Origin of the sequence: Vitreimonas sp. (assembly GCF_036392335.1) — a bacterium.
In the GTDB taxonomy this organism is placed as follows: Bacteria; Pseudomonadota; Alphaproteobacteria; order Caulobacterales; family Aquidulcibacteraceae; genus Vitreimonas.
On record NZ_DASVYD010000074.1, the window covers coordinates 21,472 to 43,690 of the forward strand.

At 62.2% G+C, this 22,219-nt stretch carries 23 protein-coding genes and 1 pseudogene; 10 read left to right on the forward strand and 14 right to left on the reverse strand.

Annotation, left to right across the window (positions count from 1 at the left end; all coding sequences use genetic code 11):
* The first annotated feature begins 87 nt into the window (after positions 1 to 87).
* Both VF769_RS17600 and VF769_RS17605 read left to right on the forward strand, forming a co-directional pair.
* Positions 88 to 1,533, forward strand: a complete 1,446-nt coding sequence (locus tag VF769_RS17600; RefSeq protein WP_331009738.1) for a TonB-dependent receptor — start codon at positions 88 to 90, stop codon at positions 1,531 to 1,533.
* 326 nt (positions 1,534 to 1,859) lie between these two features.
* Positions 1,860 to 2,252: a hypothetical protein gene (locus tag VF769_RS17605; RefSeq protein WP_331009739.1), complete on the forward strand. Its 393-nt coding sequence runs from the start codon at positions 1,860 to 1,862 to the stop codon at positions 2,250 to 2,252.
* Between the two features lie 53 nt (positions 2,253 to 2,305).
* On the opposite strand, the gene VF769_RS17610 is transcribed toward VF769_RS17605, so the two are convergent.
* Positions 2,306 to 3,448, reverse strand: a complete 1,143-nt coding sequence (locus tag VF769_RS17610) for a helix-turn-helix transcriptional regulator (protein ID WP_331009740.1) — start codon at positions 3,446 to 3,448, stop codon at positions 2,306 to 2,308.
* Positions 3,449 to 3,608: 160 nt separating this feature from the next.
* Between VF769_RS17610 and VF769_RS17615 the strand changes: the two genes are divergently transcribed.
* Complete coding sequence (locus VF769_RS17615) at positions 3,609 to 4,028, forward strand: hypothetical protein (protein WP_331009741.1); 420 nt, start codon at positions 3,609 to 3,611, stop codon at positions 4,026 to 4,028.
* A gap of 99 nt (positions 4,029 to 4,127) precedes the next feature.
* Here the strand turns inward: VF769_RS17615 and VF769_RS17620 are convergent, their stop codons facing one another.
* The gene (locus tag VF769_RS17620; RefSeq protein ID WP_331009742.1) at positions 4,128 to 5,126 is read right to left on the reverse strand and encodes a hypothetical protein; all 999 of its coding nucleotides are present in this window, start codon (positions 5,124 to 5,126) and stop codon (positions 4,128 to 4,130) included.
* A gap of 114 nt (positions 5,127 to 5,240) precedes the next feature.
* Between VF769_RS17620 and VF769_RS17625 the strand changes: the two genes are divergently transcribed.
* Complete coding sequence (locus VF769_RS17625) at positions 5,241 to 6,986, forward strand: alpha/beta fold hydrolase (RefSeq protein WP_331009743.1); 1,746 nt, start codon at positions 5,241 to 5,243, stop codon at positions 6,984 to 6,986.
* Between the two features lie 69 nt (positions 6,987 to 7,055).
* Here the strand turns inward: VF769_RS17625 and VF769_RS17630 are convergent, their stop codons facing one another.
* A complete protein-coding gene (locus tag VF769_RS17630) occupies positions 7,056 to 7,346 on the reverse strand; it encodes a helix-turn-helix transcriptional regulator (RefSeq protein WP_331009744.1) in 291 nt (96 codons plus the stop codon).
* Between the two features lie 162 nt (positions 7,347 to 7,508).
* Here VF769_RS17630 and VF769_RS18495 point away from each other — a divergent pair.
* The 3 genes and pseudogenes from VF769_RS18495 (at position 7,509) to VF769_RS17645 (ending at position 8,621) form a co-directional block, all read left to right on the forward strand.
* A pseudogene (locus VF769_RS18495) lies at positions 7,509 to 7,959 on the forward strand (tyrosine-type recombinase/integrase).
* A gap of 72 nt (positions 7,960 to 8,031) precedes the next feature.
* Positions 8,032 to 8,337, forward strand: coding sequence for a type II toxin-antitoxin system RelE/ParE family toxin (locus tag VF769_RS17640; protein WP_331009745.1), 306 nt, complete (start codon positions 8,032 to 8,034; stop codon positions 8,335 to 8,337).
* Positions 8,334 to 8,621 (forward strand): addiction module antidote protein, encoded by a 288-nt coding sequence (locus VF769_RS17645; protein ID WP_331009746.1) that lies wholly within the window; start codon positions 8,334 to 8,336, stop codon positions 8,619 to 8,621. The genes VF769_RS17640 and VF769_RS17645 overlap by 4 nt, the downstream gene beginning before the upstream one ends.
* A gap of 155 nt (positions 8,622 to 8,776) precedes the next feature.
* Here the strand turns inward: VF769_RS17645 and VF769_RS17650 are convergent, their stop codons facing one another.
* Positions 8,777 to 9,181 carry a DUF6326 family protein gene (locus VF769_RS17650; protein WP_331009747.1) on the reverse strand — a complete coding sequence of 135 codons (405 nt, stop codon included), beginning with the start codon at positions 9,179 to 9,181 and terminating at the stop codon, positions 8,777 to 8,779.
* Between the two features lie 11 nt (positions 9,182 to 9,192).
* Positions 9,193 to 9,921: a DUF4386 domain-containing protein gene (locus VF769_RS17655; protein WP_331009748.1), complete on the reverse strand. Its 729-nt coding sequence runs from the start codon at positions 9,919 to 9,921 to the stop codon at positions 9,193 to 9,195.
* A gap of 94 nt (positions 9,922 to 10,015) precedes the next feature.
* On the opposite strand from VF769_RS17655, the gene VF769_RS17660 reads away from it, so the two are divergent.
* Complete coding sequence (locus tag VF769_RS17660; protein WP_331009749.1) at positions 10,016 to 11,065, forward strand: AraC family transcriptional regulator; 1,050 nt, start codon at positions 10,016 to 10,018, stop codon at positions 11,063 to 11,065.
* An 87-nt stretch (positions 11,066 to 11,152) separates the two neighbouring features.
* Here VF769_RS17660 and VF769_RS17665 read toward each other — a convergent pair whose 3' ends face one another.
* The 7 genes from VF769_RS17665 to VF769_RS17695 all read right to left on the reverse strand — a co-directional run bounded on the left by VF769_RS17665 (position 11,153) and on the right by VF769_RS17695 (position 16,979).
* Positions 11,153 to 11,491, reverse strand: coding sequence for a hypothetical protein (locus VF769_RS17665; protein ID WP_331009750.1), 339 nt, complete (start codon positions 11,489 to 11,491; stop codon positions 11,153 to 11,155).
* Positions 11,492 to 11,736: 245 nt separating this feature from the next.
* Complete coding sequence (locus VF769_RS17670; RefSeq protein ID WP_331009751.1) at positions 11,737 to 12,132, reverse strand: hypothetical protein; 396 nt, start codon at positions 12,130 to 12,132, stop codon at positions 11,737 to 11,739.
* Between the two features lie 443 nt (positions 12,133 to 12,575).
* Complete coding sequence (locus VF769_RS17675; RefSeq protein ID WP_331009752.1) at positions 12,576 to 13,883, reverse strand: hypothetical protein; 1,308 nt, start codon at positions 13,881 to 13,883, stop codon at positions 12,576 to 12,578.
* A 136-nt stretch (positions 13,884 to 14,019) separates the two neighbouring features.
* Positions 14,020 to 14,352, reverse strand: coding sequence for a hypothetical protein (locus VF769_RS17680; RefSeq protein WP_331009753.1), 333 nt, complete (start codon positions 14,350 to 14,352; stop codon positions 14,020 to 14,022).
* Between the two features lie 282 nt (positions 14,353 to 14,634).
* Positions 14,635 to 15,291: a hypothetical protein gene (locus VF769_RS17685; protein WP_331009754.1), complete on the reverse strand. Its 657-nt coding sequence runs from the start codon at positions 15,289 to 15,291 to the stop codon at positions 14,635 to 14,637.
* A gap of 328 nt (positions 15,292 to 15,619) precedes the next feature.
* Positions 15,620 to 16,114, reverse strand: a complete 495-nt coding sequence (locus VF769_RS17690) for a group 1 truncated hemoglobin (RefSeq protein WP_331009755.1) — start codon at positions 16,112 to 16,114, stop codon at positions 15,620 to 15,622.
* A gap of 1 nt (position 16,115) precedes the next feature.
* A complete protein-coding gene (locus VF769_RS17695) occupies positions 16,116 to 16,979 on the reverse strand; it encodes a DUF3034 family protein (RefSeq protein ID WP_331009756.1) in 864 nt (287 codons plus the stop codon).
* Between the two features lie 104 nt (positions 16,980 to 17,083).
* Between VF769_RS17695 and VF769_RS17700 the strand changes: the two genes are divergently transcribed.
* Both VF769_RS17700 and VF769_RS17705 read left to right on the forward strand, forming a co-directional pair.
* A complete protein-coding gene (locus VF769_RS17700; protein WP_331009757.1) occupies positions 17,084 to 17,701 on the forward strand; it encodes a methylamine utilization protein in 618 nt (205 codons plus the stop codon).
* The gene (locus VF769_RS17705; RefSeq protein WP_331009758.1) at positions 17,685 to 19,997 is read left to right on the forward strand and encodes a putative bifunctional diguanylate cyclase/phosphodiesterase; all 2,313 of its coding nucleotides are present in this window, start codon (positions 17,685 to 17,687) and stop codon (positions 19,995 to 19,997) included. The genes VF769_RS17700 and VF769_RS17705 overlap by 17 nt, the downstream gene beginning before the upstream one ends.
* Before the next feature lie 98 nt (positions 19,998 to 20,095).
* On the opposite strand, the gene VF769_RS17710 is transcribed toward VF769_RS17705, so the two are convergent.
* On the reverse strand, positions 20,096 to 21,727 hold the full coding sequence (locus tag VF769_RS17710) for a DUF4166 domain-containing protein (protein ID WP_331009759.1): 1,632 nt from the start codon (positions 21,725 to 21,727) through the stop codon (positions 20,096 to 20,098).
* A gap of 2 nt (positions 21,728 to 21,729) precedes the next feature.
* Positions 21,730 to 22,206, reverse strand: coding sequence for a thiol-disulfide oxidoreductase DCC family protein (locus VF769_RS17715; protein WP_331009760.1), 477 nt, complete (start codon positions 22,204 to 22,206; stop codon positions 21,730 to 21,732).
* Positions 22,207 to 22,219 lie beyond the last annotated feature (13 nt).

The window sequence follows — 22,219 nt, forward strand, 5'->3', positions numbered from 1 at the left end:
CTTCCGCGCACGCGGTGGACGGATCACAACGGACGCCCATTCATCGCGAGCCCGCATTCGCGATCCACGATTGTGCGCCGACGGTGATTGGCGAAACTCGGGCGACCGGCGAACGGGGGTCGGCGATCAACGCGCGAGTTTCAGTACCAATTCTTCGACGCAGCCGACCCACCCGTTGGCGCGTTGGATACGTACTGGAATGAAGAAGGCACGCTGCCGGAAATCGGCCTCAACTATGACCGTGACATTGGCCCATGGTCACTCGCCCTGGTCGGACTACGCTCGCAAGACCCACGCCAATATCATGAGGAAGCCATAAGCACCGATGCAAGCGGCGCGGTGGAAGAGTTCACCATCCAAGACATTGAGTACGAGAATGTCGAGACAATTGTCCGCGGTACGCTATCGCGCGTGCTCAACGCCGATCACCGCATTGAGTTTGGCGGCGAAGGCGCTCTCAATACTTTAGATTCAGCGCTCAGTCTCACGGTCGATGATGGCGGCGGGCCCGTGCTGCAGCCGATCCCCAACTCCAATATCGTGGTTGAGGAAGAGCGGGCCGAATTTTTTGGCGTACACAGCTGGACCTTGAGCGAAGCCTGGTCGCTCGAAACGCGTGTGGCCTGGGAGACCTCAACCCTTACCTTCACGGGCGACGCAAACAACGCTACAGAACTTGCGTTCTGGAAACCATCCCTCCAACTCACCCACAACTTTGGCGGCGAGAGCCATGCGCGCGTGCGCCTCTATCGCGATGTCGGACAGCTCGATTTCAACGATTTTGCATCGGCCGTGTCACTGGCGGACGAGCGTATCGACGGCGGCAATCCGGATTTGCGGCCGCAAAGCGATTGGCGCTTCGAGTTTGGCGCTGATCTGCGCTTCCCGGGCGGTGCAGCGCTTGGCGTAACGCTCACCCATCACGACATCACCGACGTCAACGATCTCGTGCCGCTGACGGCCACCGTGCCCAATCCCGATGAAAACCCCGGCGTCCCAGGCGATGAAACGATCGAGATCATTTTCGATGCGCCCGGCAATCTCAGCCAAGCCGAGGCTTGGAGCCTCAATCTCAGTCTCGCATCGCCTGTCCCGCTTATCGCCAACGCCAGGCTTATGCTCGACGCTGAATTCTGGGACAGCGAAGTGGCGGATCCCGTCACGGGCGCTGCGCGCATCATCTCCGGGCAACCGGAATCCTCTGTCGAAATTGGCTTCCGCCAAGACTTTCCCGACATGCGCTGGTCATGGGGCTTTGACTTCACCAGGGAAGGCGAAATTCAGGGCTATTATCTGAGCGAAATCGACACGACCGAAGAAGGTTCATGGCTTGAACTCTGGTGGGAGACCTCGGCGCTCCCAAACGACATGAAACTGCGCATCACCGCAATAAACGCAGCTGACCGCGTCTATGATCGCGACCGAATTTTCTTTGACGGCGATCGCAACGGATCCCGCGTGGGGCGGCAAATTACGCAGCGTTTCTACCAAACCTCTCCGTGGCTGACGATGAGGTTGAGCGGCGCGTTCTGAGCAAGGCGACCCGCGCCGCCGCTTGCGATAAAAGAAGCGCACCAGCCGTGCGAGCCAAACCCTCACCGCATCCACCGGACCGCGCCGCCTTCGCCGCCCTGCGATTGCGCCAGACTGCGGAATCGCCACGCCGGGGTCGGTGTCGCTGTGCGCGCTGCCGCCTCGCGATGCGCTCCGGCCCGAAGCGAAATTGGCCTGCTGATCCAGCGCCCAGTGCTCCGTGCTACCGCATGCTGTTCAGCCTAGGCCGTTCGACCAGCTTCCGGCGAAGCGCCTCCTCCTTCAAGCTCAGTCTAAGGCTTTGAACACGCCCCTGCAGCCAAGGGATGTCTCAGATCGCCCAGAGACTGCGCATTCTTGTCGCCGACGCCGACTTGCACACCCGTGACGCGACGATGTTGGCCTTGCGCGCACGCGGCCATGATGTCGTTGCGCTGGGCGAATGGCCCGCGATCGCAGAGGCTCTGTCGGGCGCGTTCGACGCCATCGTCGCCGACATGGTGATGGCGCCGCTGGCGCACGGCGAGATCGTCGACCGGCTGCGACGGGCCCAGCCCAAGGCCGTGCTCGTGGTCGTCTCGAGCGGATTTCTGCTGACCTCGCGGCCTGTCGCACGCGCTTTCGGCGCCGATGCCTTTATCGAACGGCCAGCCTCCATGGACACGCTCGAAGCCGCCATCGCGCGCGCGCTCTCAGAACACCCAAGCGCCGCCGCCTGAGATCATCTCAAGCGAGAGCCTCCATCAGGTGGTTTGCGCCCATGCGCCGGCGATCAATGATCACCGCGCGTCGACACGCTGCGCGCCAGCAAGGCCGCGGCCTCGGCCTGGCGGTGTGCGCCGGTCTTGGCGAGGATCCGCTTTAAGTGGGTGCGCACGGTGGCTAAGCCCACGCCCATCTCCGCTGCGATCGTCTCGGGCGATGCGCCCCGGGCCAGGGCTTCAGCCACCGCCGCTTCCGTGCGGGTCAGGCCAAACAGCTCGCGCAGCCGCGTCACGCCGATCGGCGCCTCGGGATCGCTGAGAAACACAAGCACGGTTGCGCCCCTGGCGGCGTGCTCAAGCGCAGGCGCGCGCAGCGGCGCGATCTCGAGCGAAAGCGGCATGCGCCTGGCCCGCGGCACCGACATCGCCGCACGCGCGCGCGTCACTCCCCCGCGCGCAACGCTGGCGGCGGCGCGCAGAAGCGCCAGGAACCTGTCGTGCAGCGCGGGCCTGCGCAGCGCGAGCCGTCCATGCACGAGGGCGAGTTCGCTATTGTCGCGCAACAGCGCTTCCCCGGCCTGGTTGGCATGCACAAGCCGGCCGGTCTCGTCGAGCAACACGACGCCCGCAGCGAGAAGATCGAGCGCCGCAAGCGTCGCCGCTTCGGTGCGCGACAGCACCGCAAGCCTTTGCCCCAGCCGCAGCGCACGCTGCAGATGCGGCAATACAAGAGCAGCCTGCCGCCGCTCCAGCGCGCCATAAGCGCCCGCCCCGCGCGGGCGATGCACGCCCAGCACGCCCGTTGCGCCATCCGCGGCGGAAAACACCGCGCCAATCATGTGATGAATGCCAAGCCGCGGCAGCCATTCCTGATAGAAGCCGCTTCTCTCCTGCTCGGCGCGCGTCACCAAATCCTCGTCCGTGACGATGCGGGCCAGGCCAGCCCCGATCGAACGCGCCACCCACAGATCGTTGCGGTGCCATTCATCGGCCCATTCCTGTTCGCGCGCGGACACCACGAGATTGCTGGTGGATTGCAGAAGCTGAACCTCATCGCCTGGTTTGTGCAGCTTAAGCACGGCGCTGCTTGAGCCCAGCGTTTCAGCGATCCGCTCGGCGGCGGAGCGCCATAAGCCGCCGTCCATGGCCGCTTCGTAGAAAAGCCCGATCAAGCCCGACACACGCGACGCGTCACCGATCTCGTCTGACACAGCGCCCCTCCCGCCCAGAGCTTCATGTCCCCTGTTTAGGGGACGCAGGCCAGCGCGCGCCAGTCCTATCATGCGCGCCCGTTCGCATGCCGGGGCCTCAGGAACGTTGAGCGATTGCGTGCGCGCGGCCCCCAAACTGGACATCGCCTGAAGGAAAAAGATGCGCCTTACCACTCTCAGCGGCATTGTCAGCGGCATCCGCCATTCCACCGAGACGCGCGGCGCGGTCGGACGCAATGGCGGGTCGGTGAAAACCGGACAGATCATCGCCTTTCGCGTCGGCGACCGTTCCGCGCAGATCAAGCTCGCCGACGTGCCCGACATCCGCGACGGCGATCAGGTGACGCTTGCGGGACATGAGAAGAACGGCGTATTTCGCGCGCTCGCGCTGCGCAACGACAAGACGCGGGCCATCTATTCCATGCCCACTTTGGTCGGCTATCTGATGGGCGCAACGCTCGTCGCGCTGGGCCTCATGACCCTCGTCATTCTGGTCGGGATCGTGTTTCTCGCCGGGGGCGTCTGGACGCTCTATGAAGCCTACACCTATACGCGCGCGGCCAACCTGTTGAAGGCGTAAGAGCCGACTGCAAGGCCTCTGGTCCTGTGACCGCCGCCAGTCGCGCCAAAACGCCCAGACGCCAGGCGACGCGCGCGCTGCATGCGCGCGCGTCTTGTCTCAGCGCCGCGCCTCAACCGCAGGCGTATTCAGCCATTGCAGCGAAGGCGCCAGCAATTCGCGGCCTGCTTCAAGCGCGAACGCCTCGTAGGCTGCGCCATCGACCTCGACCACGTGTTGGCTATAGGCAAGACGTCCCCCGCCGCCCAACGCGCCCAGCACATTGATCGCCGCTTGCGCGGCGCGCTGGCCTCCGGTCGTGGTGTCTTCCACCGCGACAATAGCGGCGGAAGATTGCAGCGGAGCCTCCGGCGCCCAGGTGCGCTCCGTGCGACGCACGTCGGCGGGATTACATTCGGCCATGCCGAACCGGTTCCAGCAGCGAAACCGCGTAGCGTCATAGGTGGTCACCGCGAGATTGACGCGCATGCCGACCCGCGCTTCGACCTCGGCTGTGCGTTGCCCCACCATGGCGGTCAACACGCCGCGGTCGCGGCGTGCGTCCACCTCGGCGAAATCGATCTGAAACACCGCCCGCACCGGTCGTGCGCCGATGGCGTTGGCGACCCCGGCCTCGCGGATCCGCAGATTGTCGACGCCTGTGCCGACCGAGAAGGCCGGATGGGTGATGCGATCGCCGGACGGCGCGAACACACGATATTCCACCGGGCGGTCGCCGAAGGACGCGCCGCTCGCGACACCCGCGTCCAGGTATCTTTGATAATTGGCGTGGGCGCGAAACGCATCGGTGGCGACACTTGCGCCGGTCTCGCGCAAGCTTGTGTCGAAAGCGGCGCACAATTCATCGGTGATGCGCTGCATGCGCGCGTCGTCGATCCCTTGAAGCCGGTAGATGGTCGACACGCGCGCTGAACCCGAAGACGAGAACAAGCCCGGGCGCGCGGTCGAGGCGGCGCCGTTGCCGACGCCAAAGGCGACCAGACAAGATGTGTTCGCAAGCGCGGGCGCCGTGGTCTGCGCGGCCGCTCCAGCGGCGCCGAACGCCAGCATCGACGCGGCCAGCGCCGCCAGCACAAATCTGTTGAAGTGAAAGGTCATGGAATCCCCTGCTGCCATCATTTCAGAGGTGGCGGAGCGGATGCGGCGAAGACATCCCCCTTTTCGATACAAGCGTGCTTGTGGGCGGGGGCGGCGCGCCTTTAAGCCAACGCCATGGACATTCGCGTCGGAGATGAATTCCTCACACAAGCCGCCGCCGCGGCGCGGACCCACCTGCCCGCGTGCCGCCCTGTCGCCCCGACGATCGGCTTAGGCGCTGCGCTTTTTGTCGGCGGCTCGTTGCACTGGAGTAATGATTCCTGGCGCGCGGTGATGGGGCCTGCGCCGCCAGGCATCGCGCACCAAACAATGCTGCAGAAGCGCCGCTTCGTCGTGAGCGCCGATGCGACCGGCCGCGCCGTGTTCGCCGCTATCGCGCCCAGGCGGCTTGCCGCAAGCTGGCCGGGCTTTGCGCATGCGCCATCGACGCCGAACGCGATCGCAGCGCTCTGCTTTACGCCAAGCCGCGTCGCAGACTTTCCCGAACTGGCGGCGCGCGCCTATGCGCTGTCGCCGCAGCAGCGCGCAACGCTTGCGGCATTGCTCGCTTCTTCCGATCTGGACGAGGCCGCCGCTCAGCTGGGCCTGACGCTGGCGGGCCTGCGCCGGCGCATGCGCGCCCTGTTCGAGGCGACAGGCTCGAGCCGGCTCGCCGTACTTATCGCCAACATGACGCGCATCGTCGCCGACGAGTGCGTCTCTGACTGGGCGCGCGCCGAAGGTCTGCGCGAAGCGCTCGACCTGACGGCGGGCGAAGCGCGCGTGGCTGTGCGCCTGTTCGAAGGTGCGAGCATTCCCGATATCGCCGGAGATCTCGGCCTCTCCGCACACACGGTGCGCGACCAGGCCCGCGCTGTGCTCGGCAAGTGCGGCCTGAGCCGCCTGCGTGACCTTTGCTTGTTTGGCGCCGAAGCGCTCGCGCTCATCGCCCTGGCGGTGAGCGACGAAATTCTCCACGACGACCGTGAAGACCTTTTGGCCGCGACCCGGATCAGCGCCTCGGGCGCCCGCCGTATCGCCTTCACCGATTATGGTCCCTTGGACGCCCGGCCGGTGCTGTTGTTTCACGGCGGCCTGGGCACACGCCGCGTGGGCCTTGCGCTGCGCGAAGCGCTGCAGGCGCGCGGGTTTCGCCCGATCGGCTTCGACCGACCGGGCTTTGGCCTGACCGACATGGCTTCATCGCGCGATCCGTTCCACGCCGGCGCCGAAGATGGCGAACATCTGGTGCGCACGCTTGGGCTTGATCGCCTCGACATCCTGGCCATCGACGGCGGGGCCGCACCCGCGCTTGAGTTCGCGGCGCGCAGCGCATGCCGGCTCAACTCAATCATGCTGATCTCCCCTCGCCCACCGCGGCCGGCGCGCTCCGGCGCGCGGCTGGTGGATCAATTCGTGCGCGCCTGCGTCGATCAACCTGCGCTCATCGTCGGCGCATATCGCTTCCTGCGCCGACGCGGCGGCGTCGCTTTGAGTGAAATGCTCGTGCGCAGCTTGATTGGCGAGCACCCACTCGATCGCCCGCTCATCGAGGACGAGCGCTTTCGTCACGCCATGATCGCAGAATTGCTGACCTGCGGCGCGCGAACCGCGGCCGGCCTGGAAGCCGAGCAAACGCATTATCCCGATTGGCGCATTCCATCGCTCCCGCCAGGTCCGCGATATGTCCTCGTGCTTGGCGGCAAAGACCCCTTATGGGGCGAAAGCAATGCAGGGGAATTTTGTCCGTGGTCACAGCTTCCCGCACTCGAACGCGCGCGTTTCGCAGCTGCAGGCCGCTTCATCATCACCACGCATGCCAGCGAGATCGCCGCGCTGCTTGATCGCCCGGTTCAGACCCCTTCCTTGTCTGCGCCTTGAGCGGCGCCGCAACAGCGTGGATTTGTCCCACAAGGCGAGCGGGACCGCGTCCGCCGCGCACACAAGCGCTCAAACGCCCGGCAGAAGTTCGGTGATCTCGCAATCGAGGGCGCGCGCGATCCGCATCAGCGTGGAAGCGGCGACGCGGTTGGTCCCCTTTTCGTATTTCTGCACCTGCTGGAACGTCATGCCGAGGGCGGCGGCGAGCTTTTCCTGCGAGATGTTCTGGGAAAGACGACGCGCGCGGATCAGTTCGCCGATCTGGCGGTCGACGAGGCCTGCGGCGCGGTTGTCGCCGCCTTTGCGCTTGCCGGGCGGCTTTGTATTGGCTTTGCGCGCGCGTTTCTCGGACCTGGCCATGCCTTCTCCCCTTGCCTTGTCGATGTCTGATCTGATGCGCGCAAGCATTGAAGCAACCGGACGATGCAAATGAATCGCGGGTGTTGGCGATGAAGACAAGAAAGGAACGCCCACAAGGGTTTTGGGAGCGGAAAGCTGACAGGCCAGAAACCGACGCTCAAGATGAAGGAGGTCTGGTCGATCCGCACCCGATTGGCGTTGAAGAAGCGGGGGCGTGATCTCGCCCTCTTCAACCTGGCCGGGTCGAAGACGTCGCCGCAGGCGGCGAGGTGAAGACACGCGGCATCATCGTACAGAAGAAGATCGAGCGACCGGCGCAGTTTGAAATCACAGAGCAGAGCCGGATCGCGAAGCGCAGTCTGATGAGCCGGCACTATCTCAGATCCAGCGACTTTCTATTCCAGAGCCGCCTCGTCTCCTCGCCTCATCTTTCGATCAGGCAAACGGCACACATTCGCTACGGCGCACCAAGGCGGCGCTGATTTACAGGAGGACGGGCAATCTGCGGGCCGTGCAATTGCTCTTGGGCCACTCGAAGCTGGAGAGCACCGTGCGCTATTTGGGCGTGGAAGTGGATGACGCCATCGCCATCTCCGAGAGCGTCGATCTGTAAGTCCCCCGATGGTGGTTCCCGGCCTACCACAGCGCGCCCTTGACAATTGTAGCCAATAGGCTACATTGCTGCATGCCGACGATTATCAAATCCGACGCGTTCGCGGAGTGGATCGATAACCTTCGCGATCGCGCCGGCGCCGCCCAGGTGTTGCGTCGCCTTGCTCGATTGGAACGGGGCAATCCTGGCAATGTGGCGCCCGTTGGCGAGGGCGTGAGCGAGCTGAAGATCGATTTCGGGCCGGGGTATCGCGTCTATTTTGGGCAACGCGGCGAAGAATTGGTGATCATTCTCGCTGGCGGCGACAAGTCCAGCCAAGAGCGGGACATCAAAGCAGCCAAGAGACTGTGGGACGAATGGAAGGAGCAAAACCGATGACGAAAGCTAAGTTCTCCGCCTTCGACGTGGCCGACCATATCAAAACCCCAGACGATGCGGCGCACTATCTCGACGCCGTCCTGGCGGATGGCGATGCGAACGAAATCGCCGAAGCGCTTGGCGTGGTCGCACGCTCCCAAGGCATGGCGGCGATCGCTGAGGAAAGCGGACTTTCGCGCGAAACCCTCTATCGAACCCTGAGCGACGCCGGTAATCCCAGACTGGCGACCCTGCTCGGCGTCCTACGCGCCATGGGCCTTCGTCTCTCGGTCGCGGCAGCTTAGTCAGGTTTCGGCGCTCAGCGGCGGACGCGCTCCAATCCAGCAACTCGCGCCCTTGCCTTCAATTCGGCACGCTCTCGCCGAACTCGGACGGTGGTCTTTTCCGGCGCTGCGCGGTCGATGTCCAATCGCCCCGGCGCACTTTGTCTGCCAAGCCGCTAAGCGCTTTCGTCTTTTGGCCATCGTAAAGCCAGCGCGACAATGCCAAGTGTGACGGCGATCTCGAGCGCCACCACGATCTTGTAGAAGAGATGCGGTGAGGTCAGGGTCAAAGCCTCAATCGCAGTATAGACCACGCCGAAAACGACATTTAGCCACCTGGAGATTTGCCTCGGCAAGAGGACCGAGAGCCCAATCATCAGCGCGGGGATCGCCAACATCGTGGAGACGCCCACCATCACCGTTTCGGTCGCCGCGCCCAGCGGTCCAATCCGCCCTGCCTGCATCGCCTCGATTTCACCGGGCATGTAGAGCATGAAGTAGTCGTTGTAGATGTAAAGAAACATCAACGACGTCCACATGAATGCCAGCTTGATTGCGTTTGATGCGATGACCTTGCGCATGAGGCGCTCCCTTAGCTCTGGTCCGCTGCTGGTCGTGCCCGCCAAAGCGAGCGACGCGCGCCGAATGCGAAAAGCCAAAAGGCCATGAGGATTTCAGCAGTGCGCGGCGCGGCGAATATATCCGGCCAGATGCTCTCTCTATATCCGTCAACAAGCAGGCGCGCCGCAAAGTGGGCGATATAGCCTGCCCCCGCCAAGATGAGACCAATGCCCAAGAGCCGCGGCATGAAGCCTGAGCGCAACGCCAGATATCCAAACGGCAAGAGCCAGAGCCCCCACGGCGCGCTCTGCAGAAAATGGCCGGCGCGATACCGCGCATACGCGTCCGCCATGGCCTCGGCCGAGGTGAGAGCTGCGCCGCTTTCGACGATCCGCTGGATTTCCACCAGGGCAGCGAGATTTGAAAAGCCGAACGGCACGCTGATCAATACGAGCATCGCCATGCCCGCGGCGGCGCCTCTATGAACCGGACGCAAGAGCGCATGCAGCGCCAGCGCAAGGCATCCGAACGCCACGTAGCACGTCGCCTCGGCAAGTATCGAGACACGCAGGAGCCAGTCCTGGGCCGCGATCGAAGCAGCCAGCGCCTCGGGTGTGTCGCCCACGAAGAGGCGCTCGGGCGTGAGGCCCAGGCTGAACGTGCCGGTGACCACGACAAGCAGGTAGAACGCGCCCGCCGAACGGGCCTGCCCATGCAGGCTAGACTGAAGGTCGCGCAAGGAGGGAAGCTGTTCGTTCAAGACGGGCGCCCTATGTTGATCGGCTCACCTCCTATCGCCGGTCCGGGCTATGGCCATAGCGATCGGTAACACCCATCTGGCTTTTCGTTGCAATATGGCGCAGCTCGCAGTCTCTCCGACCGTTTCAGCAGGGTTTGCGCACGCCTTCGTTGAATTTGCCGTCGGCCGCGGGGCACAGCGCGCAAAGCTCTTGAGCGCTGGTGGGCCGGGCTTGGCGGAGCTTGACGATCCCGACGCGCGCGTGCCGCTTGGCGCCTTTCAAGCCTTGGTGACGGCCGGCAAGACGCTAACCGGCAACCCTGCTCTGCCGCTTGAGTTTGGCGCAGCGACCGATCTGCGCCACTTCTCGATCGCGGGCCTCATCGCCCATAACGCCGCCACCATGGCCGAAGCCTTGGTCCAGCTGAACCGCTATGGCCGCCTCGTCGCCGATGTCGAAGGCGTAGGCGATGGACCCCGCTTTGAGATTCGCATGGAGAACGGCCAGCGCTGGATGCTCGATCGCCGCGCCAACCCCAACGCCTTCCCAGAACTTACAGAATCCACATGGTCGCGGTTCATTTGCTTTACGCGTCACGCCTTTCCGCATCTAACCTATGCGCTTGCCGCGCAAGTCACGCATGCCGCGCCCGCCCACGCAGAAGCTTATGAACGGCTCTGGCAGGTGCCAGTTGCGTTCGGCGCCGGCCGTAACGCTATCCAGACCACGCTCGATTTCGACGACGCCATTATCGCTCCGGACAATCGCTATGTGTTTGGGGTACTGACCCAGCGGGGCGACGCTCTTCTCGAAGAGCTTCAGCGCCAAACCACGCTGCGCGGGCAAATAGAGGCGTTGATGCTGCCGCGTCTGCACACCGGCGCCGTCAGCGTCGAGCAGATAGCAGCGTTGATGGAAACCAGTCGCCAAACCCTCTACCGCGGGCTCAAAGCCGAAGGCGTGACCTTCGCCGAAGTTTTGGATGAGCTGCGCTGCCGCATGGCGCACCAGTATCTGGAGGGCCGCAAGGCGTCGGTGAATGAGACGGCTTATCTCGTCGGCTTCTCTGACCCCTCAACCTTTTCGCGCGCTTTCAAACGCTGGACGGGACACGCGCCCAGTCGGGCGATGGATCGCGGCGTTGAACGGAAGAAGCGCCCTTAAGGCGCAATTGCGAACGGCATAACAACTCCAAACCGGTCACCGGCGACTCTCGTATCGACAAGGCCCGGTCTCGCCGGAAGCTGACCTTCAGCGGTTTGAATCGGACGGTGGCCAGAAGCGGGGATTCTCAGCGAGGAACGCCAGAAATCGCTCGGCGGCGCTGCGCACCCCGGGGGTGATTGTGCCGTCCCCAAGGTAGCGATGCAGATATCCATCGAATTCCGAACCCCTAACTTGGTCAGGGTCAAATTGCGTCAGCCGTCCGACCACGACCTGCTGGCAGATATCTTCGAGCTTCCGGAAAAAGTCAGCGGAGGTGTTGCTAAGATGAAGCGTATCGAGAGTGACGAACGACCATACGCTGCCGAGCGTGTCCTCGCCCAACGGGCCGCACTTCTGCAATAATAGAATGACCAATGGCTCCACATCTCGCCCCCTGAATTCAATGGAAGGCGAGCCCCACGACCCAAGGCTTATTGTCGGCGTCATACGGCCAAGATGTCACAAATGCGTTTGAGTTCGAACTACTGAAATGGGCCAATTATAGCCGCGCCGCAACATCCTTACGCGTGACAGGGTCGAAGCTCTCACCTGCCGTTCGATCTCAACCGCGGCCGTAGCGCCTTCTGTGCTGCAAAGCCGAATTTCCGTTCCGCTGCTGGCGGAAATGATCACCTCCCATCGTTCAGCAGGTCGGGCACCACCAAATCCGGACGCAATTCGCGCAGCTTGGCCAGCACGATGGCGATCTGGCGCGCGTCGAGCGCATCGCGGTCGATGATAATCTCCAGGCCCCCTCGGCCCCGCAGCCGCAATTGCGGCGCATTCGGCGCAAACAGCCGACGATCGTCAATGGACACGATGTCCGCCACCGGGATCTTGATCGTTCGCGCCTCGCGCCGCTTCCACACCAAGTGCTCGTTCTCAAAATGAACGCTCGGCAGCGCGACGTAGAGCGCCACCCATGCAATCACAATCGCACCGACGATAGAGATCGTTGCATAGACCCAGATCGGTATCTCAATCCGTTCGGTGACGAACCATCCGATCGCAATCGCGCTTAACACGATTGCGATCCATTTGGGACTGAAGCGGCGCTTATTCCTTCCGTCTAGCATGCGCCCAGTTTGACCAAGAACCCTCGCAAGGCAATCCCTCTGCGACGCGCCGTCGCTTACGGCTCCCCACGCCGAACGATACGCTACTCGCCAGTCAAAGGGGCGGCGGACATGGGTTCATCTCTGATCAACAGACGGCCGACGCGAACCACGGCGACAAGCGCAAGTTCGCAGCCCGACGTTCAGAGCCGGCGCGGTTCAGCCGAGGACGTTCCCAGGGCGACGACATCGCGAAAGCGTAGCTCAGGTAGGTTTACGAGAGCTCAATCCCAGAAGCGGTCATTGGCTTGAAAGCGCCGCACAAGAGACGTCCGCAGCGGCGACCGGCAGGAACTCGCCGACAACGGTCATTCCTGACCAGCCCGATGCTAGCGGACTCTTATGCGACAAGCTCAGTTGGCTTGAAGCGCGTAAACCTGCACCACGCCGCTACTTCCCCAAACAACAAGCGTTTCAGACGCGGCATCGATCGCGCAATCCACATATGGCTCCTCCGCGAACAATCGCGCCGCAAATGGTCGAACGGCCCATGCACGTGCCAGAACTACTCGGTTCAACTGCCGGCCATGCGCCTGCACCTCACAATGGATAGGACCTGACGCTTGAGCGTACCGCGTTTGGGCGTGAGCATTGTCGCCAAACCACATGTCTCTTGGGTCTAGCCACGCCGGATCCAAATACGATCGCTCGCTTCGCTGCGGCGATTGGGAAAAAGTAAATGCCTGGAACCCATGGACCTGGTTGACCGGCGCATCGACCTCATCGGGAAATACCTGCCACTGCACGCCAACCGGAATGAGGCCCCCGTTCCTAGCGAAGGCTCCGGTGAATCGGATGGGCAAATCCACGTGTTCCATGAGGTCTATTCCCGCTATCGTCCCATTGTCTTCCCACCTCACGAGCGTGTTGACGCGATATGGCGGACGCCCAGACTCGCGATCAACAGATGCAATCACGGTTGTTGAATTGCGCGCAAACATCGCCGATCTGAGATCACGATAGCCCGACGACATGCCTGCAAATGGCAGATTTGAGGCGCGCAATACCCGGTGCAATGTGCGGCGCTCAACATCGATGACGACCGCAACTCGCTCGTCTTCGATGTCCGCTGTGACCACCATTAGGCTGCCCACATCAGAGGCATTCATTCCGCGAGCGGGGTGAAATTGCGCGTCCTGAAGGGAGGCCGTCGCTCCATCGCTGGCAACGATGAGCTGCGAACTCGGAGCCCAGTCTTTTGAAACGAAGATGGGCAACTGAAGCCCTTGTGCCGTTTGCGTCGCTCGCCCTTCGCAGAGGAAAACGACACTACCTCCTGGGCCATCGACATGTACTGTGGGCCTGGCAAAGCCGCGCGGCTCTGGACAGCGCGGATATTCGAGCGATGGCGCGCTGGCAATGTCACTCTCGCCGTTGAGAAAATCTCGGACGTCGAGTAGTCGAAGCGCTCCGCTACAGCGCACGACCAAAGACGCTCCATGATTGGCGATTGGATTCTTGGGGGCCGGACTGCAGCCACTTAGCGTAAAGCTGCCGACCGGGCGTGCTACTTCTGAAAAAGCCGTTTCCAAGGCTTCAACGGCTTCATGTTGCTCCGCGACAGAATCTGGAACTGGCGCTGCAAGAGTGGCGAACGCTAGCATAACGACAGCGACCACGCCTTGGCGAAGCAATCCCAACGCGCCGGTCCATTGCCACATTTCGATTTTCCGCCGTGTACTGGGGATCACCATACGCAAGGAATTTCCAAATGTCTCGATTGGGCCACAGACCGGCACCGAGCAATATTTCTAGAATGACCGGCTCGCCACAAAGCAGCCGTTCCCGCCCTACTCGTCAATCCGGCACGCCGTCGCCGAGGGCGGCAGGCCAGATCGGGCTTTGTGCAACCCGCCATCTGCCTCCCTGACTATCTCGCTCCGCCTCTTGCCCGAAATCGACGGTAGGTAGCTCAAGCAGATCGGGCTGAGCATCAAGCACGTGATGCAAGTGCACCCAACGACGGTCAGCCTCCACGTGATCCGCTGCGCCACAGAGCATCTGAAGGCCGCCGCGCACCTCGTGCACAAACAGAAGGACCGGCGCTCCCTCCATCACATGGCGACACGCGGCGCAGCCCTTACTGACGAGAAACGAATAACCAGCGAGGGAAACGGTCGGCTCAGACATGAACCTAAACCTACTGATGTCGGCATCGCAGGCCAACGTCCGCGATGGGCCTTGAGAGATTGGCCCGCATCGCCGGATGACCGGAAAGGGCCAATCTTAGCCTGACCGCGACAAGCTTTCGAACGACGCGTATTGAGCCGGAAACTGCCGGATCATCCCAGAAGCGGAAATCCACCGTTCGTCACCCGACAAAAGACTCCTCGCGTCCGAAATGTGCGAGTCGCGCCTCTCAGTGGACATCTCGGCGAGCGCGCCACTCCGACACACACGCCGCCGACGTGGTCAAAACGATATCCCTGGACGCAAGACGATTTGGAAGAACGCCAGTAGCACGCAAAGTGAGAGTGCGGGGCCGACAAATTTGGGCGACGCGCTCGGATCGGTCCCGCCTTGAGCGCGCGTGGAAACCGCCCCCGCAATCAGCCAAGCTGAGCCAAGCCCATTGACGATGAGCGGGATCAGCACGACTTCGATGGCCTCACGAGGGATGCGAAACGGAATGATGAGTGTAATTGAGAGCAATGCAGGGATGAGCACTACGGCTGCAAATCCCAGCGATCTCTCAGCGCCGGCTACGCTTGCCGTCGGATAAATTCGCGCAAGCGCTCTTCCGGCGTAGTACATGGCCAAAACGGCGCACGCGAGCAACACTGCCTTTGCCGTCCCGCCGACGCCCAGATAAGCGAGCGCCCTTCCAACATCGTTCCCCGCCAAGAGCGTACCGATCACGAGCTGCGTGAGCGCTTGGAAAAGCCCTTGAAACGCCATCCAGAAAAAGAACAACTGCCAGGTTGGCGTCGCGCGCTGCGCGCGCATTGAGACCATGAGGAACGCCAACCCGCTTGCCAGCGTGGCTATAGCGCCGCTCCCTTGCAGCAACTCCGCGATCGGATTGTCGCCGCTCCAGGCGTGGTCGTTGTGATAGAGCGTGGGATGCAAGTCGGGCGTTAGCGCCTTCGGGATGACAAGCCAAATTTCCTGCCAAAGGAAGGTTAGGCAAAAGCAGAGCGCACAAAGCAGCGTCGAGACAAGGGCAGTCGCCGCCGCGCTTGAGAAAAGCAGCCGTGGCGAGCGGCGCTATGCCAATCACGAGCAAGGGCCAAAGTTGGTTCATACCTTACACACCTCAACGCGAATGACCGTTTCGACCGAGCCTTGCAGCGCTCGTAAACTGGGGGTGAGCAACATCCCAGAACCGGTCGTAAGCGCTTTAGCGCCGCAAAGCGGAAGACGAGAGTCCGCTCACCACACAAACCGGGCCATTGGCCTAGCGCTGCACGACCTGGCCATGCATAGGGGCGAGCACAGCGAGGAAGCGGTTCTGCATTCGATTGGAGACGCCTTCTTCGCGCATGGCTGTGCGCAGATGCTGGACCAGTAGATTAAAGTCGCGCGTCTGCACGCCCATGTCGGCGTGCGATGTCGTCATGTCGCGACCGGTGTAGGTGCAGCCGCCGCCGAGCAAATAGCAGAATTGTTCTTTCAACGTCCGGCGCAGGCGCACCATGTCGAAGGGCTGAAAGATCGGACCGAGTTGCGGATCGGCTAGCGCCAAATCGACCGTGCGATCGACAATCCGATTGACGCCCTCGCGACCGTTGAGGGCGGCGAACACGGCAGGGTCGGTGATGGGCGCCGCGCCTGCGTTCGCGTCAGACTGCACGTAAGGCGCCACCGGCTCCTCGCCCTCCTGCGCCAACGCTGGCGCTGCAAAAGTGAAGAGTGAAGCGGCCAATACCGCGCATGCGAAGCGCAAACGCATTTTAGAATCCGATCTGAATCGAGAGATAGGCGCCTTCTTGATCGTCGAACGTGGCAATCGAACCAAGATCGACGTAGCCGCCTACAAGCGTGAGATTATCAGTCAGTGCGTAAGCGGCGAACACGTCGTAGCCGCGCTCCTCTTCAGCGAAGCCTAGATTGTCTGGACGCGTGCGATACTCGCCGCCGATGATCAGGCGATCCGTCAGCATGTACGCCGCCGAGACTTCGATTTCGGCCTGATAATCGTTGTTCTGGTCGCCACCATGACCGAGGAGGCCAAATTGGTTGGCGCGCGTGGCGCGCACCGTGGCGTTCAACACCAGCGATTGCTCCAACACCACCTTGGTTGCCGATACGTAAAAGTCGAAACCTTCGTCGTCCTCGGCGCCCAACGCCGCGAGCAGCCAATCGTCCTCGGCATGCTTGTATTGCACGCCAACAGCGACCTGCGGCAGCCAGCTATCCTGACCATAGACCGCATCGCCGAGGACGCGGACTTTCAGACCCACAATGTCTTGCTCGAACGTAAAACCCTCGCCCAAGCCAAGTGCAGCGCCCGTCGCGCCGGTATCGAATTCCTGGTGCGCGAGTGAAAGCTCGACCCGATCAAAGAATCCAACAGCGACGCCATACGCCGCGAAGTCGTAATCCGACAGCGGCACTCGTGTGACGAAAGCCGAAGCGCCGACGCCATCATCAGTCTCATTGCCCGCGATCAGCGCCCAGGTGGAAAGCCCGCCACCTGTGCCGCCATCAATGGAGGTTACGCCTCGCGTGAGAGGCAATTTTCCTCCGAACACCATCGGGCGCGCATCCGCAACGCCGGCGCATGAGGCCGCCACACCGACTGCAGTTCCGAGCATCAACCATTTGTTCATCAATGCGGGAAAGTCGAAGTGTTCGCTTAACAGAGAGTGTACCGAGCGCTTCACCGCAATTTTACGCGCATGTGCCACCTTCAAGATGCATGCGCGCGCTCATCGCCTTTCTGATCGCCGTTGCTGCATTTGGCGAAGCTTACGCTGCTGATTTGACGGTGCGCGTTGTCGGTCCTGACGGCGCGCCAATCGAAAACGCCGTGGTAACCTTCACGCCTAATGGCGGCGCGAGCGGACCCATTCGCTTCAGTTGGCCCTACCAAGTCTCGCAACACAACCTCCAGTTCGACCCTTACATCTTGATCGTTCCGGTCGGCGCCGAAGTCAGATTTCCCAACCTCGATCGCGTGCGCCACCACGTCTATTCGCTATCGCAGGCAAATCGCTTCGAACTTGAACTTTATGGTCGAGACGAAAGCCGCACTCACCGCTTCAGGCAAGCTGGCGTCGCCGCGATCGGCTGCAACATTCACGACCAGATGCAGGCCTACATCGTGATCGTGGATACGCCCCACGTCGGACGCACCAATGTCGGCGGCTCGACATTGCTTACCGGCGTACGCGGCGCCGGTGAACTGCGCGTGTGGCATCCGCAATTGCGCACGCGCGGCGGCGCTATGGTGCGCGCGGTCACGCTCAGCCCCACAGGTATGGCGCAAGAACATTTCCAAATTCAGCTGCGAAGCGCGGGTGGGCACGCCCACTAACGCCATGTTCAACCGCCTCAGCACCAAACTCACAATCCTCTACGCGGGCCTCTTCGGCGTCGCCATGCTTGCCCTGGCGGGACTGGTTTATGCGATGGTGTCCGAGAGCGCCGCACGCTCGGTGCGCGCGGAATTGCAAGCCAACGCCGCGGTGTTCGATCGCGTATGGGATCTTCGCGCGCGCCAGCTTGGGGATAGCGCCGACATTTTAAGTCTCGATTTCGGGTTCCGCGAGGCCGTCGCTAGCCAAGACGCGCCCACCATCCAATCCGCCTTGGACAATCTGCGCAACCGCCTGCAACTCGACCGCGCTTTCATGATGACGCTCGATGGCGACATCACTGGACTAGATGATATCTCCGACGCTGAGCTCGACGCACTTTGGACCGCGCTCGATTCCTCCGAACGGGCCGAAGGCATCCTCACAATCGGCGATCGCACCTACCAAGCGGTCTCCTCACCCATACTCGCGCCCAATCTGATTGGCTGGATCGTCTTCGCCGCGGAGCTGAACGACGACCAAATGCAACAGTTCGAAACACTGGCTGCGATTCCGCTGCGCGCGAGCGTTTTGTCACGCCACGAGGGCCGTTGGCGGGCGACTGATTCCACGCTCAACGCACATGATCTCAGCGTGCTCGAACACCAATTGGCGACGGAGGCGTCGGCCGGACCACGTCGCGTTCGTCTTCACGGCGGCGACACTTTGGTTCAGGCGACGCCGCTTGGCGCCTTCAGCGAGGACAATGGCGCCGTGCTCATGTTGCGCTATCCGCTGGCGTTGGCCATGCGCACACACCAGCCGCTGCTCGCCGCCATCCTGATCTTAGGTTTGAGTGGTGTCGTCGCTTTGTCGTTCGCGAGTTGGCTGCTCGCGCGCGGCCTCACACGCCCGATCGCCGCACTCGACGCCGCCGCGCGCGCGCTGGAGCAAGGTCAACGCACCGAGGTGCGCGTCGAAACGAACGATGAGATCGGCCGCCTCGCGCAAACCTTCAATCATATGTCCGACGAGATCACGCGTCGCGAACAGCACATTACCTATATGGCGCTGCACGATAGCGACACAGATCTTCCGAACCGTCGCGCGCTGGAAGCGGCGCTCGATGCGATCGTTGGTCAAGGCGTGGTCATCGCCTTCTCAGTCAACCATTATCCGAACATCCGCGCCGCCATCGGCTATCAACTCGCGACGCGACTCATTGCTGAACTTGGACAACGCATCGCCGTATTAGCGCCAAACGCTCATACGGGCCGCCTCTCCGGCGATACGATTGGCGTTGTTGCACCCGCAATCTCTCTCGATGAAGCGCGCCATCTCGCCAATCATGTCAGCGCCAACGTCAATGGCGCACTGCGCGTCGAGGGCGTGGCCGTCGATGTGGCCCTGTGCGCGGGTCTCGCCTGCGCCGCCACACCCGGCGACCGCACGCCACTCGACCGCGCCCTCATTGCCGTGGAGCAAGCCCGCGCGGCCTTCCAGGACCACGCGGTCTTCGACGCCGAGGCCTACGGCGACCCCGCCCGCAATCTTTCGCTCATGAGTGAAATGATTGACGGGATAAATCGCGGCGCACTTTCGCTTCACTACCAACCGAAGCTTGATCTCCGCGCGAACATCATCATTGGAGTCGAGGCCCTCGTGCGGTGGACGCATCCAACACGCGGCCGCATCGCGCCCGATCTCTTCGTAACGATGGCCGAGCAGACAGGCCACATTCGCGCCCTGACCGAATGGACCTTGATCCAAGCCATGGCCGACCAGCACATCATGCGAGCCGCTGGCTTTGACGTGCCCGTCTCGGTCAATCTATCCGGCCGGCTCATCGGTGACGACGCCTTCACCGAGATGGCGATCACTCTCGCCGACGACGCCGACGCGCGTCTTTGCCTGGAAATCACCGAAACCGCCGCGATGAATGATCCGGACGCGGCGTTGCGCAATATCGACGCTTATGTCGCCGCAGGCATCGCTATCTCCATCGATGATTATGGCGCAGGCTATTCGTCGCTTGCCTATCTCAAACGCATTCGCGCTCAAGAACTCAAACTCGACAAATCTTTCATCGACGCCCTCGCCGCAAACTCCAGAGAAGCGCTGTTGGTACGCTCGACCATCGACTTGGCGCACGGCCTGGGCATGAAGATTACCGCCGAAGGCGTCGAGACCGCCGCCACGCTCGCCCTTCTGCGGGGCATGGGCTGCGATGTCGTGCAGGGCTATTTGATCGGAAAGCCCCAACCTGTGTCAGACCTGCTCGCCTCGTTGCGCCAAGATTTGTCGGCCAGCGCGTAACGCGCAACGCGGATGAGCCTTGCGGCCATCCCGCTAAAATCCGGGCGTAGCTTGATCCCAATTGCGGAAGTAAGCTCGGAGGCGCCCGAAAACAGACCTTAAGCGGCCTCTTGAGCCGTCAAGCGCGAAGCGACCTGCTCCAAATAGCCCTGATATCGTACCATCAGTCCCAGCCCGATCGGCCCACTCAGAGCGACGTCAAAGTGAAACTTTCCCTCGTGTACGAACTCACGGGTTTCGCTGACGGGCAACAGCCACTTCGGCAATGGCAAACCAAGAAGTCTCCCGCGTGACACCGGAAAGTGCAGCTCATCACCGCGGACTTCCAGGGTAATATCGAAGGACAACAAGCCAAACCGCTCGACGATCGTCGAGGCGCCGTTCGTTCCACGCGAGAGGTACGATCGAAAGCGCTTTGCTCCAAACTCTCGTGTCCAGATCTCGCCGCGCTCCGTTTCCTCGATGGTCACACTAACAGGAATTGCGGCGGCCGCCTCGGGAAATGAAAAGATGCGCGCCAACAACAAAGCAAGGAAGTTGCCACCGCGTTCGACCTTCGCCCATCCCTCAAACCGCGCCGCGGAAGGCACGTTATGCAAGTCACGCACTTCAAGAGGCAACTTGCCCCAGGCCTTGGACAGGGCATGTTGGAAGAGCGGCCGAGTTTCTTCGCACTCGGTCGAGACACGCAGATCTGATGTTGCGCTCACCGCCTCATCAAGCGTCAATTCCCCGACACAGGGCCGGGCGCCCGGTTCTATTGCGCCCGGCCGCCGCAGCAAGGCGCGGATCGGGATCGCAGGCATAAAGGGCCCGTCGCCGGCTTCTGCCGTCAAACGCCACTGGCGGCGAGCCGGAGCGCCGCCCTCTTCACCTGCGACACGGACAATCATGGCGCCGCGATCGCCGCCAAAAGGCTCCAGCAGATGCGAGGCCGCCAAGGCCAGATCCACCACAGCCTTTGAGGGACGCAGCCAATTTCTTTTGTGAAGCCACGCAAAAGCCGAGACGGCCCAATTAAGAACGCCGAGCTCCATGCCTGCTCTGAATGTGACGCTCTTGGCCTGGAAGCGCTCGGGAAAGATCAATACATCGGGCGCGCCGATCAATCGTCCAACACGAGCGAGGCCGCGCCCGATTTCGTACCGCTTTGGCTCGCTCCACGCCTCCGCCTTGATCCATTTCCCGCGCCAGACCCGCAAAGGCTTTCCGGCCTGCTGCAAGATGGCTGCGACCAGGGACCATCCGCGCGGGGCGCGGTTTCCGGGAAGTATGACAGTCTCAATCGTGTCGATCCGCCTCATGGCGCTCGAAAGCGCGATCACGGCGGCCGACGAGATTGCCGGCACACTCGAAGCGCCAGAGAGAACAAACACGCCCGCGCGTTTTGCTTGCTCGTCGAAAGCTGCCGCGCCAACCGTGAAACCTGCGTCGTCGCTCAAATCGAGGTAGTTGACGCCGTTATCGATACAGAACCGCACCAGCCCATAGGGATCGCTCTGATAACATTGAAAAGGCCCCGCCGCGTCGATGATGACGTCGGGCTTAGAGTTCAGTGCAGCCGATAGGTCGCCGTCCCGATCAACTATCGCGACGGCACAGCCTAATTCCGCTGCGAGCGTGCTGACGCTCTTGGCCGTTCGCGATGCAAGCGTAACGTCATGACCATCCCGCACAAGCAAGCGCGCCAATCGGCTCCCGAATACGCCGCCACCGCCGATGATCTGCACCCTCACAACAACAATCGCTTTTTGAGCGCCTCGTCTGGAGTGGCGCACATATCGGCGCGCCCAAAGACACGGATCCGGTTGCGGGCAATCATGTTATAAATCCAGTCCCGCATTGGTTTCGGTAGAATAAGCAACACAACCAAGCCACGGCCTATTCCACCCAACCTCTTCCCCGCGCGAATGACGCCATCCATCGATCCGTGCGCCACTCCGTCCTCAAGATAGAGCCAGGTCGAGGGATCGTCAGGGTTCAGTCCGTAATGCTGCAGCAAGCCGCTCCCGAGATCGGATTGGACCGGGCAAATTCTGAACTCGCCCTTCTTGTCCATCCGGGCAATGGTCCTGGCCGCGCCGGTGCAGAGCGCACACTCGCCATCCATCACGACAATCGGGTAGCGATCGTCGAAACGTGGGACCCTAAGGTCGGTCCGATACGAGAAGCGCTCCATCGCCGCAAAGCTAGCGACACTAGCGTTCATATTCCATGCGCCA